Source organism: Picosynechococcus sp. PCC 7117, from assembly GCF_001693275.1.
Classification (GTDB): Bacteria; Cyanobacteriota; Cyanobacteriia; order Cyanobacteriales; family MRBY01; genus MRBY01.
In genome coordinates, this window is the sequence record NZ_CP016477.1 from 2,309,013 (window position 1) to 2,322,304 (window position 13,292).

Genomic DNA, 13,292 nt, shown 5'->3' on the forward strand with positions numbered 1-13,292 from the left:
AAAATTATTGATAATCCATAGGGAGATAATCTGACAATGAAAACCCCTCTTACCGAAGCAGTAGCACTCGCTGATTCTCAAGGCCGTTTCCTCAGCAACACTGAGCTCCAGTACCTCTATGGTCGTCTTCGTCAAGGTGCCTTCGCCCTTGAAGCGGCTCAAACGTTGACTGCAAAAGCTGACACCCTCGTTAATGGTGCTGCTCAAGCGGTTTACAGCAAGTTCCCCTACACCACCAGCACTCCTGGCAACAACTTCGCTGCTGACCAGCGCGGTAAAGACAAGTGTGCTCGTGACATCGGTTACTACCTCCGCATGGTTACCTACTGCCTAGTTGCTGGTGGTACTGGCCCCATGGATGAGTACCTCATCGCTGGTGTTGACGAAATCAACCGTACTTTCGATCTTTCTCCCAGCTGGTATGTTGAAGCTCTCAAGCACATCAAAGCAAACCATGGTTTGACTGGCGATGCTGCTACTGAAACTAACAACTACATCGACTACGCAATTAACGCCCTCAGCTAATTTTGCTTAGTCTAGGCCCGGATGGGTAAGTGGTTTTCAGCTTAAGTGTTGGGTTCTACTTACTTCTCCGGGTCTTGCTCTATCTAAAAACATTGGTTTAACAAGGAGTATTAGGCAAATGCCAGTTACTGTCGCTGCCTCTCGCTTGGGAACCGCTGCGTTTGACCAATCACCCGTCGAACTGCGCGCTAACTATTCTCGAGATGATGCACAAACCGTCATCCGCGCCGTTTATCGCCAGGTTTTAGGCAATGACTATGTCATGTCTTCTGAGCGTTTAACAGCTGCGGAATCTTTGTTCACGAATGGGTTTATTTCTGTGCGGGATTTTGTCCGTGCTGTGGCCCAGTCTGAGCTATATAAAGAAAAGTTTTTATACAACAATTTCCAAACCCGTGTGATTGAACTGAACTTCAAGCACTTGTTGGGTCGGGCTCCCTACGATGAAGCGGAGGTGATTGAGCACCTCGATCGCTATCAAAATGAAGGGTTTGAAGCTGATATCAATTCTTACATTGATAGCGCTGAATATACGGAAAACTTCGGGGACAACATTGTGCCCTACATCCGTAGTTATGTTGTTCAAACTGGACATCGTACCGTTGGTTTTACCCGGATGTTTAGTCTGCAACGGGGTTATGCCAACAGCGATCGCGCTCAAATTGCGGGGAATGCTTCTCGCTTAGCCCAAGAGCTCGCTCGTAACACTACCTCTGCGGTGGTTGGGCCTTCTGGTGTTAACGAAGGTTGGGCTTTCCGGTCTGCGGCTGATGATTATCATCCTGGTCAATCCCTTGGTGGTTCCACTGGCTTGAGTGCGGATGACCAAGTTGTTCGGGTTGAAGTTGCTGCGTTGTCTACGCCCCGTTATCCTCGGATTCGCCGTAGCAGTCGCGTTTTCTTCGTACCGGTCTCTCGTCTGTCTCAGAAGCTGCAAGAAATTCAGCGGATGGGCGGTAGAGTCGCCAGTATTTCACCTGCTGGCCAGTAAAGGTTAGAGGTCTCGTTTTCGCGTGATCTCTAAGTTGTTACCGGAGTGGGTAATTGATGAAAATCAGGGACAAAATTTGAGAGGGGGTCTAAGCTTCTCGATTTTGTGCCTGGTTTTGGCGACTTTACCTTAAGCGTTTATTGTACATAAATCTTTTACGGAGTTCCAAGAAAGAACCATGTTGAGTCAATTTGCGAATGGAACGGAAGCGGCTTCGCGTGTTTTTACCTACGAAGTGCAAGGGCTGCGCCAAACAGAAGAAACAGACAATCAAGAATATGCCTTTCGTCGCAGTGGTAGTGTTTTTATCAATGTGCCCTATGCTCGGATGAATCAAGAGATGCAACGGATTTTGCGTCTAGGCGGCAAGATTGTTTCGATTAAACCTTATACGGGTGCGACTGCTTCTGACGAGGAATAATTTTGTTGTTTCTTTCTGTCGCTGAATAAGCTTAATAACATTGTTGTTTTGAATATTTTTTCTAGACGGGGTAGCAGTGCTTTGGTTTCAGTGCTGTTGCTCCGACTTGCTGTGGGGGCTATTTAAAGGAGAATTTATGTCGGACTGGCAGATGGCTGAGGCCTGGACCCTAGAGGAGGCGATCGCCAATATCCAACAAACGGAAGATACAGGTAAACGCTATTATGCGGCTTGGTGGTTTGGCAAGTTCCGGGTGCAGGATGAGCGGGCCGTAAATGCGTTGCTAGCAGCGTTAAAAGATGAGACGGATCGGTCGCCGGATGGAGGTTATCCCCTACGTCGAAACGCAGCAAAGGCGTTGGGCAAGCTGGGCAATCTGGCAGCGGTGCAACCGTTAATTGAGAGTTTAGAAAGTCCTGATTATTATGTGCGGGAGTCGGCGGCCCAATCGTTGGAGATGTTGGGAGACCGGCAGGCAATTCCTGCGTTACAAGCGCTACTCGCAGGTGGCGTTGCGGCGGCAGTCAAGGCTGAGGGCAAACCCCATTTAGTGCAGCCCTATGAAGCGGTGATTGAGGCGTTAGGGACGATTGGTGCCACGACGGCGATCGCCGAGATTGAGCCGTTTTTAGATCATGAATTCGCAAAAATTCGCTACGCAGCACTACGGGCCTTATATCAACTGACCCAAGAAGCCCATTATGCTGAACAGTTGATGGAAGCCCTGAACGGAAATCAGTTACAGTTGCGACGGTCTGCGCTGTTAGATTTGGGTGCTATCGGCTATGTTCCGGCGGGTCAGGCGATCGCCAAAGCCTATGCCGAAAATAGCTTAAAGTTAATTTCCCTCAAGGGCATTCTCGAATCCCATTTACAACGGACCGCCGCAACCCTCGATGCGGACAGTTTACAATTGCTCGAATTAATGGATAGTCTGCTCTAGGAACCTTTAAACCAAATCCCTACATTTTTTGCGATCGCTAACTTCTGAACCCATGACCGTCGACGTTTTAATTCGTGCCGTTAACAACCCCACCTCAGCCCAAGACCTGGTCAAAAATGTGGCCCAACTCGCCGCAACAAAAGATGAACAAGCTATCCCAACTCTAGTAGAAGTGCTGAAATTTAATAATCCGGGGGCGGCCGTCGCGGCGGTCAATGGTTTGATCAATATTGGCGAGGCCGTTGTACCCTACCTCCTCGAAAATGTCGATGGCTATAACTACGGGGCGCGGGCATGGATGCTACGAATCTTTGCCGGGATTGGTGACCCCAGAGCCTTAGACCTGCTAATTGAGGCGGCGAATAAGGATTTTGCCTTTAGTGTGCGGCGCTCTGCGGCCAAAGGGTTAGGAAATATTCAGTGGCATAAAGTGCCAGATTCTGAGCGAGAATTGCAGCAGCAAAAGGTCTGTGACTGTCTATTCCTGGCCCTTGAAGACGGAGAATGGGTGGTTCGCTATGGGGCGATCGCCGGACTAGAGGGTCTGTCGCAAGCCATTCCAGAAGCTAAAAAAATCGTCATCAAAAACAAACTCACCGAATTTCTCACCACAGAACCAGAAGCCGCAATCCGTGCCCGAATCCAAAAAGCAATCCTGAGTCTTCCGTGACATACTCCCGACGCTGAATCAAAGATTACAGCGCGGGCTTCTTAAATCGCTTTAAGAAATTCCTGCTTCAAAGCCTCCCTACTGGGCGTAGCTCCACAGGATTGAACGGTCTGTCCAACCGCTACACTTCGACATGCTTCGACAAGCTCAGCAACATGCTCAGTGCTAGCTAGTCCACGATTGCGAATTACTTGACCACTGGCCACATCTCGATTGGTGGTGTAGCCACATTCTGGGCATTCATGCCGACGCATGGACAAGTCTTTTTTCACCGCTACACCACAGGATGGGCATTCCTGACTCGTGCCATTAGCAGCAACCTTTTGGAAATGCACACCACGCTTAAAGCAGACCCATCTCAATGTCTCGAGGAACTGCCCCCAACCAGCATCCAGACAATGCTTCCCCAGCATTCCTTTTGCCAGTCCTTTTAGGTTCAACTCCTCCGCAAATATCATCCCTGCTTGGTCGCAGAGATGATGGGCTAACTTACGGTGAAAATCTTTGCGTCGGTTCGCAATTCGTTCATAGAATCTGGCGACTCGTTGACGAGCTTTTTGCTGGTTCTTTGAACCTTTCTGCTTTCTGGCAACGGCACGGTTCAGCACTTTCAGCCTGTGTTGTGCATCCACAAAGAATCGGGGTCTCCCAATCAACTCGCCTTCTGATGTCGCAACAAAATGACTTAACCCCACATCAATCCCAATGGCATAACCACCAATCGGGGGATCTGGAATCTTTACGTCGCTTTGGATAACTAGCTGGATATACCAACCAGAAGCGCGTTTAACTACCCGTGCTTGTTTCACCTCAAACCCATCAGGGAGCGGGCGGTGCATCACGGTCTTAACCCAACCAAATACAGGCAACTTAATTTGATTGTCACCAATTGGGTTTTTGCCCAACTGCGGGAAGTTAAAGCTGCGAAAACGCTTCTTAAACCGTGGGAATCCGAACCCACTATTCCACAATGCATTAAACGCCTTTTCCAGCCTGCCCATCACATCCTGAAGCACTTGAGAATGCACCGCTTGCAGAAAAGAATTAGTTTTCCTTGCGGCGGTCAAATTGCGCTTTTGACTGTAATAGGTCGGCTTTTCTGAATCCATTGGGTAAATAAATTCCCGCTGAATACTGCAAGCATTAATCGGGCACTTACGGGACTGAATCCAATCACGACGCTCCGCCAAGGCGTAGTTATAGACGCGCTTGCACGTGTCCAACCATTCATCCATTTTGATGGCTTGGTCGGCAGTCGGATAGACTCTGTACTCGTAAGTCAGGTTAATCATACCTGTACCATAGTAAGACTTAGGGAAATCGCACACTTTTTCTAAGACGCTTAACTAGGAGTTTGCTGCTTCCCGCTGGTCAGTCGCTCGCTCCTCATCCCGACGTTGATATTTCACATACAACGCGGGGCTTCCCCGCTGTTAAGCTAAGCAAAAAAAATCCCCCTGACCCAGGAGGATTTGTGGGAATGTCATTCTCCAAGCGAAACTACTTCACAAATTGGGGCATCATATCCGCCGCTGTGAAGATGCCTGTTAAACCTTGCTTTTGCAACCAAACCCCCGTTTTGAGATAACCGAAAGCGGGGCCACAAACATTGGCGGCCATGCTAGTTTCATCCCCAAGGGTAAACGTATGGGTCGCAATCTTGCCTTCAAAGGTACGGCCCGTCAATTGCACATTGGTGCTGAGGGGTTTTTTCGGATTGCGCGTATCTACCACACCGCCGACACTAACTTGATCACGGGAACAAATCCCGGCCAATTCCAGCATGAGATCATCGGCATGTTCCATATTTTCGAGGGAAATAATGCCATTGGTTTCATCCAATAGGGCTTCAACCTCTGCATCGCTCATGGCCCGCGCTTTGTCCACATCATAACCAGGCATGTGGGCAATATCTTCCCGGATGGTCGCCCGGTAAGCTTCCCAGTTCGCAATACCCACCCCGAAGGTGATTTTAACGCTGTGAACCTCTGCATAGCTTTGGGCCGCGATCGCCGCCGCCGCCGTCAACAAACCAGGCGTCGCGCCGCAACCCGTCATGTAGGTAATACCTGCATTTTTCACCTCGTCTTTGAGGGAGAGGATTTGTTCCATCGCACTGGTGCGCTTCAGGGCATCCACCAACACTCCTTGCCAACCAGAAGCAATAAATTGCCGGGTCACATCAGCCATAAACGTGTTGGGTAAATTCGGCAGAGCGAGAAAAAAACCATCCACTTGAGCATTAGCGATCAAATCGGCAATACTGTTTTGACTGAGGACGCCATATTCTGGCACATGACCCACGGAACCCTGCTGATTGTAAGTGCTGATGCAGGCTTGGGTATCAAGGCCTTCAGGATTATAGATATAACCTTTATGGTCGGCAGCGGCGACGAGGCGCATTTCTGATTTTGGAGCTAGTAATCGGGCTGCAGCTTGACCGAGGCCCCCAAAGCCCAGGACACCCATGCGAATAATATTACTCATAGTGATTTTCGATAAACGTCAAAATTTTGTCTGTTAGTCCAGCATAGACTGTCTATTATCGGCAGAAATGGCCTTAAATCCCACGAATTTTCTTGAAGACTTCTTCCACGGCGGGTGGCAATTGGCGCATAATTTTGCCTTTTTCTCGGTCAACGCTAACCAGGGTCACTTGACCGGTGAAGTACAGTTCTTGCCCGTCTGGGGATTCAATGCGGTAGTCCCACTCCATACGGACGCCTTTCATTTCTTGCATGCGGGTTTTGATAATCGCGGTCATCCCCATCTTCAGAAAACTATGGTAGCGGGTTGATAGGGCGATCACGGGTAATTCGCAACCCAGTTGAACCAGATCGGCGTAGTCGAGGCCAATGGATTGGAGACAGGCGATCCGGGCTTCCTCTAACCATTTAATGTAAGTGCCGTGCCAAACGACGCCAGCATAATCGGTGTGATGAGGATAAACCGTAATTGGATAGTCAAACCAGGGTTCACTGGTGGCATGTAAGGTCGGGGAACGGGCGATCGCCGTTGTGGGGAGTTCTTCTTGTTTAGGGGCAACCATAAAATATCAATCCTTCTTCCTAAGCGCACAGCATCAAAAATTTTAAAGGGTCTGACCCCGTTGGAGACGTTTCATGTGGTTAAACAATCGCCAAGAATAGTCGCGGGAAAGGCCAGCGGTCATTGCCCCCCGCATCACAATATAAAAATACCAATCGTCTGGGGGAACTTCCTGGGGCGTTTTATTGACGACGACGTAGGTACGCACCGAGGGGAACCGCTGGCCTTGGCATTCAACGGTCACCTGGGTTTGGCGATAACCATTGGTGGGGACTTCCTCCCGCAGATCAAGCTTTTCACTGACTCGCCAGGGCAAATGGTAGAGAACGCCTTCCACATGACTGCCTGCGTGGGGCACCACATCCAAAACACCACAGCTTTTGCGTTTGGGAGAAAGACGATTAAACGCCAGACGATAATTTTGTAAAATGCCCCGGCCCACAACGAATTGGTGGGCATCCTCCTCGATGGTGCGGGCCAAATCGACAGGACACATACAAGACCCATAGGCGAAATAATAGAAAGCCCTGTCTGTGTGGGTGATGGTGCGGGGTTGGGACGCTGTGTGGGTTTGGAAAGGGGGCGCAGAAGGGTCAAAGGACATGGGCCGCTACCTCAAGGGAATAAAAGCCTGGGGTTTACGCTACAAGGATTTAGCCAGGAGGCCAAGCTAGGGGGCGATCGCCGAGGAGATGCAGATGGAGATGGAATACCGTTTGGCCCCCATCTTCACCAGTATTAATCACGACACGGTAGCCTTTATCGAGGTTTTCCTGACGGGCAATCTTTTTAACGGTCAATAATAAATGACCCAAAAGCGCTTGATCTGTATCATCGGCCGCCGTCAGCATGGGAATTGGCTTTTTGGGAATCACCAAGATATGCACAGGGGCTTGGGGGTTGACATCACGGAAAGCCAGGGCTAGATCGTCCTCATAGACAATATCCGCCGGAATTTCTCGCCGAATAATTTTGCCAAAAATCGTATCGCTCATGGGCTATCGCCTTGTGAAAGTCTCTGGGGAGTTATTTTATCGGGTTGCTCGCCTGGGGCGCTTGAGTATTAAGTTCAGTGAAGCAAATCCCCGCTACCGCAAACAAACCGAAAAAGATATTAAGATTCTTGCTTAATGCAAAAAAGCACAGTAGGATATGGGCCTTAACCTTATCGGTTCCACTTTTTCGTTCACCATCGACCTAAATAGGGCCTCTAGGTTTGCCGGTGAAATTTGGTTCTTTTTATCCTAACCAATCTGGGGTTGCAAAAACAGAAACAGCACACCATAAGGGAAAAACACTCCCTATAATCGGGGAAACTTATAAAGGCTGGAGTATTGATGAGCAGAGCGTGGGTCACCTTTTTTTCACTGAGTTCCCATCTCCCTAGGCGAAATCTAACCCCTTGTGATCTCTACTACAGACTTATCAAAAATTCACCTTTAAGATAATGTTTGTTTGTCTCAAAGTCCTTTAGGATAATTTCAATTTTCCCCTCACCCCAGTCAACGCATATCCTCCTCTCCCTCACCGCTAAGTATTAGTGAAATTTCCATAAGTTATGGAGCGCAAAACCATATATGACGCCGATCACCTACTCAAAATTTATTCACTTCCTGCAAGAAGAACTGGCTATCCCTGGGGAATCTATTTCTGTGATGGAACGCCATCGGAGTAATACCTCTGCCCATCATCCTTTACCCATGGTGCTGTGGCAGTATGGCCTGGTGACCCTAGAGCAGTTAGACCGCATTTATGAATGGCTGGAGACAGCGTAAAAAGAATTCAAGCTGAATTGGATTGACCCAATCACAACGGATGATACGTGATGCAGGTTCTCGCACGAGTGGGGCCTGCTTTTTAGTGAAAAAACCCTTGGGGAGATGCTGTTTCAATTTTGTAACGGCCCAGGGCAGCGGCGGTTAACTGTGGTTAAGCTAGGGGCAAATTAGGTTGAGAATTTAAGGGCCTATGCTTGCTGCACAATCGACCTCTTCGCCGATCATTGACCAAATGGCGATCGCCACCTTTAATTTGACGAAACAGTTTGACCGACAGGTGGCTGTGAGTGATGTGGAACTTCAGGTACAACCGGGGGAAGTGTACGGCTTGATTGGCCCTAATGGTGCCGGGAAAACCACATTAATTCGCATGCTGGCCACGGCAGAGGAACCCACCCTCGGCGAAATTTATATCCATGGCGATCGCCTCCTGCGGGACGACAGCAACCCCCACCTCAAGCAGCGCCTCGGCTATCTCCCCGATGATTTCCCCCTCTACGATGACCTCAATGTTTGGGATTATCTAGACTACTTCGCGCGTCTTTATAATCTCCACCAACCCCGTCGTCGGCGTCGTTTAAGCGAAGTCCTAGAGCTGGTGCAACTTACCCACAAGCGAGACGATAAGATCGCCACCCTTTCCCGGGGGATGAAACAACGCCTCAGCCTGGCCCGCACCATTATTCACGAACCGCTGTTATTGCTCCTGGATGAGCCGGTGTCGGGTTTAGATCCCATTGCGCGGATGCAGTTTCGTGAAATTATTAAGGTGCTCCAGGAAGCTGGCATGACCATCCTGATCTCCTCCCATGTCCTCAGTGATTTGGCAGAACTCTGTTCTTCTGTGGGCATTATGGAATTGGGTTATCTCGTCGAGAGTACCTCCCTAGAGGATTTGTATCAGCGGCTTTCCCGGCAATATTTAGTGGTTAGTACCCTGGATAACCTAGACGGACTCGTGGGGGAACTAAAGCAGCAGCCCCTGGTTCGGGGTTGGGAAAGCTGCGCCCCCAACCGTTTGCAAGTAGAATTTGCGGGAACTCCCGCAGAAAGCACGGCACTTTTAAAAGATCTCATCGCCGCGGGAATCCCAGTGTCTGAGTTTTATGGCAAAACGGAGGATCTAGAAAGCATTTTCCTGAAGCTGGGCCACCAACAAACAACCTAGTAGTGGTCGCTTAAATTTATGTTTGCCTACATTTTTTAATCGTTTATTGATCTCCATCTCCAAAACATCATGGTTTTTCATCAATGGCTAGACCGCATCGGTGACTGGAATCCTCAACTTTTTCGGGAGCTAAAAGGCCGACTGTCTAAAAAAGCCCTCGGTTTAGTGGCGATCGCCTCTTTTTTCACGCAGGGAATATTTTATTTAAGTCTGAGAATCGCCCTCCCCAGTGCTGGGATTAGCACCACCAACCATTACTGCATTGGTCGCGCCCCGGCAGACTTTGATTCCAATAGCCATTTAATCCATAGCCAAAACTTTTGTGTGGCTGATGCGACGGGAAATTTGAACCTAAATTGGCCCCTGTGGTGGACTGACCTATTTATCACCCTCAGTGTGGTGGGATTTTTCGTGGCGCTGTTGGGGGGCGTTTATTTACTAATCCAAGATTTGGGCAAAGAGCAAAAGGCAGGCACATTAAACTTCGTCAAATTGAGTCCCCAGTCGGCCCAGGCGATCGCCATTGGCAAGATTTTAGGGGTTCCCAGTCTCATTTATGTCGGTCTGGCCTTGGTTTTCCCCTTACACTTTTGGGCCGGACTCAGGGGCGGCATTCCGTTGCCATTAATCCTGCTTTTCTACGGTGTGATCACAGCTAGTTACGGCTTTTTCTACAGTGGTGCGGCGCTGTATAGTTTGGTGAATCCAACCCAACCCGCCCTGAAAGCTTGGTTAGCGACGGGGGGACTTTTTTACTTGATGATGGGGAGCACGACGTTTCTCCTCCAGGAAAATAGCCACGTCGGCAATCTCATGGATGGCGTCAATTTGTTTAATCCGCTGCATATGTTGGTGTATTTGGGTCAAGCCAGTGCCGCTGCGGAACAACTGCTTACGTTTAATTACGATAGCCTCGCCGATGTTTCTTTTTTCCGGGTTTATCTTTGGGAGAATGGGGCGATCGCCGCTCTGATTTATCTGTTGCTTTACGGAGTAGGGATCTACTGGTTTCTCCAAGCGTTCCGCCGGAAATTTCATTATCTCAATGGCACCCTTCTTAGCAAGAAACAGAGTTATGGCCTAACGGCGTTGCTTACCATTTTTGGGCTTGGCTTTACGGTGCAATCTCCCCTGGGGGCGATCGCCAACCACAACGATTGGTTATTTAATTTTCTACTGCTTTCCCTGGCCGGTAGTTGTTACTTATTTGCGCTGATGGCGGTGCTTTCGCCGTCGTTCCAGTCCCTCCAAGATTGGAGCCGTTACCAAAAAGGAGAATGGCAAGATTGGTTCTTTGGGGAACGAAGTCCTGCCATTGGTGCGGTGATGGTGAATGTTGTCATTGTCACCGGGGCGATCGCCTTGGCTGTGGCTGTAATTGTCGCTCCCCCTTACAAAATCTCCTTTGCGCTTGGGGTGGTGATGCAGGGCTTAATGGTTGTTCTGCTTTGTGTTGTGGCCCAGCGGGTACTCCTGAAAAAAGGCAAGCGGCAAGGCATCGGCGCCACGATTCTCGTCACCAGTGGGGTGATTTTGCCCTTCATTTTCCTCGGCATTAACGGCGTTAACCCAGAATTGCAGGCGGCCCCTTGGTTCTGGACAATTATTCCGATGGTCGCCACTGAAAACGCCAGTTTAGCCAGCATTTTTCTCACCATTTTGGGCCAAATGGGGGCGATCGCCGTGCTGCATCGGGTTGTGGGTCGCCGGATTCAGCAGCTTAGCACCTCAGAGCTAAAGCAAACCCTGACCCCAGCAGGTTAATCCCTAAATTACCTGAAGTCTCGTCGGCCGAAAATACTTCTCCCTTGCTACGAACCATAATCCCAGGTATCAACCATGGATAGAATCCTCAACCTCCTCGGTGATTGGAATCCCCAACTTTTTCGGGAATTAAAAGGCCGCTTCACCCGTAAAAATGTGGCGATCGCCTTTGGTCTTGCTTGCTTTACCCAATTCCTCCTGTACCTTTTCTACTTGGGAGAATTGCCAAATGCCCTGATTGATCAACCCTACAACCGTTACTGTACCGGCCCGGAAGATGACTACTGGCAGTCTACCTATCAATGTTTGAGGGATGGCAACGACTGGCTGATTAACTGGCAATTGTGGCATTTTGATGTGTTTGTGGCCCTGACCCTGATCGGCCTGGGGATTCTCTTAGTGGTTGGTAGCCATCTAATTGGGGCCGATGTCGCGAAGGAAGAACAACGGGGCACCCTGGGTTTTGTGCGCCTCAGTCCCCAACCCGTCTCAAAAATTTTGCTGGGGAAGCTGTTGGGAGTGCCTAGCCTCATTTACGTTGGCCTAGCTTTTGTTCTGCCCTGGCACCTGCGGTTAGGCGTTCAAGGTGGTGTTTCCCTGGGTTGGCTAATGGTGCTTTATGGGGTGGCGATCGCCGCTAGTTTCACTGCCTTTACGGGGGCGGTTCTATGGAGTTTCGTGGGGCGCGAACTGTTGGGGGGCTTTCACACCTGGCTCTATAGTGGTGGCCTTGGTCTGTATCTCTTTGGGATGTCTGTGGCTTGCTTTGAGGATAATTTTCCCAGCTATACCCCCTTTGATTGGGTGCGGCTGTTCTATCCGGGCAATATCTTTTATTACCTCGTTGACCAAAATTCCCTCGCCCCGGAAACCATCGGTTATTTCTTGCCCCATAACTGGTTTCAGACCCAATGGTACGGCTCTTCCCTTTGGGTGATCGGGCTGGGGGGCCTTGGGTTTATGGCGATCCATTATGCTCTTTTAGGGGCCTTGGCTTGGCAAGGGATTCGGCGGCGTTTTTATGATCCCCAGGCCACGATGATCACGAAGGCCATGGGTTGCGGGGTCGCCATTAGCAGCACGATTTTTATGACTGGGTTTGTTTGGGCTGGCGATCGCCCCGAACGTCTTTTTGCCAATTTTCAAACCCTACAAGGCTTCTATTGGGTGGTGATGTTGGGGTTAATTCTTTTGTTAACACCGACCCGGCAGCGGGTACAGGATTGGGCAAGATTTCGGCATCAGGATGTTGCTCGTCGACAGTTTAAATGGGTCTTTTTCAGAAATGATCGCTCTCCAGCCCTAGGGGCGATCGCCTTGATGTTGCTCCTCACCACGGGCTACCAAATGGCTATTGTCCTCTTGTCCCCCCTGCCCAGCCAAAAATTGCTCGTGATCGCAGCTTTAGGACTCCAGGGAGGTTGCCTTTTCCTCCTCGCTGCTTTAACCCAATGGATCTTTCTCCGTCGTCAAAAACGAGCTATTTGGTTCGGCGTTGTCGTTATCGGGCCTAGTGTTGTCCCTTTTATCTTGTTTATGGTCTTCCATGGACGCTTTACCTTGTCCATTACCTTCGGCCTCTTTTCGGCGTTTCCCCTCAGTGCCGTTGCTCTAGCCATACCCAGCATGGTGATCTGGAGTGCGATCGCCCAGTGGGGCATGATTCTCGGCTGTCTTTGGGGACTACAACAACAGATCCAACGCCTCGGACAATCCGACCTGAAAACTTTTCAGCCGACCCCTACCGAATGATCTAAAACATGTTATTCTTGTATTCCTGTATGGGCACGTGGCTCAGTGGATAGAGCATCAGATTCCGGTTCTGAGGGTCGGGGGTTCGAATCCCTCCGTGCTCGTGAAAAAAAAGAAAAAACATTAACGACTTGTCTTCCGTAAGGTGCAGGTCGTTTTTCTTAAAGGCCCCCAGGTCTAAGGGAAATTGATATACTGAGGGTCAATCCGCTACTGTGCACCTTTTTCGCAA

15 protein-coding genes and 1 tRNA gene are annotated in these 13,292 nt (G+C 49.7%); 11 read left to right on the top strand and 5 right to left on the bottom strand.

The features are described 5' to 3' along the window. Positions 1-36: 36 nt before the first annotated feature. The 5 genes from cpcA (at position 37) to AWQ22_RS11140 (ending at position 3,550) form a co-directional block, all read left to right on the top strand. Entirely contained in the window at positions 37-525 is a 489-nt protein-coding gene (gene cpcA / locus AWQ22_RS11120; RefSeq protein WP_012307809.1) for a phycocyanin subunit alpha, read from the top strand. Positions 526-643: 118 nt separating this feature from the next. Continuing rightward, on the top strand, positions 644-1,516 hold the full coding sequence (locus AWQ22_RS11125) for a phycobilisome linker polypeptide (protein WP_012307810.1): 873 nt from the start codon (positions 644-646) through the stop codon (positions 1,514-1,516). A 178-nt stretch (positions 1,517-1,694) separates the two neighbouring features. Beyond that, the gene (locus AWQ22_RS11130; protein WP_012307811.1) at positions 1,695-1,937 is read left to right on the top strand and encodes a phycobilisome linker polypeptide; all 243 of its coding nucleotides are present in this window, start codon (positions 1,695-1,697) and stop codon (positions 1,935-1,937) included. Positions 1,938-2,073: 136 nt separating this feature from the next. Then, positions 2,074-2,880, top strand: a complete 807-nt coding sequence (locus tag AWQ22_RS11135; RefSeq protein ID WP_065711120.1) for a HEAT repeat domain-containing protein — start codon at positions 2,074-2,076, stop codon at positions 2,878-2,880. 52 nt (positions 2,881-2,932) lie between these two features. Beyond that, positions 2,933-3,550: a HEAT repeat domain-containing protein gene (locus AWQ22_RS11140; protein ID WP_065711121.1), complete on the top strand. Its 618-nt coding sequence runs from the start codon at positions 2,933-2,935 to the stop codon at positions 3,548-3,550. Between the two features lie 41 nt (positions 3,551-3,591). On the opposite strand, the gene AWQ22_RS11145 is transcribed toward AWQ22_RS11140, so the two are convergent. The 5 genes from AWQ22_RS11145 to AWQ22_RS11165 all read right to left on the bottom strand — a co-directional run bounded on the left by AWQ22_RS11145 (position 3,592) and on the right by AWQ22_RS11165 (position 7,593). Beyond that, positions 3,592-4,842 (bottom strand): RNA-guided endonuclease TnpB family protein, encoded by a 1,251-nt coding sequence (locus tag AWQ22_RS11145; RefSeq protein WP_084448992.1) that lies wholly within the window; start codon positions 4,840-4,842, stop codon positions 3,592-3,594. A gap of 208 nt (positions 4,843-5,050) precedes the next feature. Beyond that, positions 5,051-6,037, bottom strand: a complete 987-nt coding sequence (locus tag AWQ22_RS11150) for a saccharopine dehydrogenase-like oxidoreductase (RefSeq protein ID WP_065711122.1) — start codon at positions 6,035-6,037, stop codon at positions 5,051-5,053. 73 nt (positions 6,038-6,110) lie between these two features. Beyond that, positions 6,111-6,599: a thioesterase family protein gene (locus tag AWQ22_RS11155; protein WP_065711123.1), complete on the bottom strand. Its 489-nt coding sequence runs from the start codon at positions 6,597-6,599 to the stop codon at positions 6,111-6,113. 42 nt (positions 6,600-6,641) lie between these two features. Further along, positions 6,642-7,202, bottom strand: coding sequence for a gamma-glutamylcyclotransferase family protein (locus AWQ22_RS11160; RefSeq protein WP_041443592.1), 561 nt, complete (start codon positions 7,200-7,202; stop codon positions 6,642-6,644). 49 nt (positions 7,203-7,251) lie between these two features. Continuing rightward, positions 7,252-7,593 carry a histidine triad nucleotide-binding protein gene (locus tag AWQ22_RS11165; RefSeq protein WP_012307820.1) on the bottom strand — a complete coding sequence of 114 codons (342 nt, stop codon included), beginning with the start codon at positions 7,591-7,593 and terminating at the stop codon, positions 7,252-7,254. Here AWQ22_RS11165 and AWQ22_RS16755 point away from each other — a divergent pair. The 6 genes from AWQ22_RS16755 (at position 7,592) to AWQ22_RS11190 (ending at position 13,164) form a co-directional block, all read left to right on the top strand. After that, the gene (locus tag AWQ22_RS16755) at positions 7,592-7,729 is read left to right on the top strand and encodes a hypothetical protein (RefSeq protein WP_157072221.1); all 138 of its coding nucleotides are present in this window, start codon (positions 7,592-7,594) and stop codon (positions 7,727-7,729) included. The two genes, AWQ22_RS11165 and AWQ22_RS16755, sit on opposite strands and share 2 nt — an antisense overlap. Positions 7,730-8,175: 446 nt before the next feature. After that, positions 8,176-8,373, top strand: coding sequence for a DUF2949 domain-containing protein (locus AWQ22_RS11170; RefSeq protein WP_012307821.1), 198 nt, complete (start codon positions 8,176-8,178; stop codon positions 8,371-8,373). A 193-nt stretch (positions 8,374-8,566) separates the two neighbouring features. Then, positions 8,567-9,544, top strand: a complete 978-nt coding sequence (locus AWQ22_RS11175; protein WP_065711124.1) for an ABC transporter ATP-binding protein — start codon at positions 8,567-8,569, stop codon at positions 9,542-9,544. A gap of 69 nt (positions 9,545-9,613) precedes the next feature. After that, positions 9,614-11,308, top strand: coding sequence for a hypothetical protein (locus AWQ22_RS11180; protein WP_065711125.1), 1,695 nt, complete (start codon positions 9,614-9,616; stop codon positions 11,306-11,308). A 75-nt stretch (positions 11,309-11,383) separates the two neighbouring features. Further along, positions 11,384-13,060, top strand: coding sequence for a hypothetical protein (locus AWQ22_RS11185; RefSeq protein WP_065711126.1), 1,677 nt, complete (start codon positions 11,384-11,386; stop codon positions 13,058-13,060). Between the two features lie 31 nt (positions 13,061-13,091). Further along, positions 13,092-13,164 (top strand) — tRNA-Arg (locus AWQ22_RS11190). Positions 13,165-13,292: the final 128 nt, after the last annotated feature.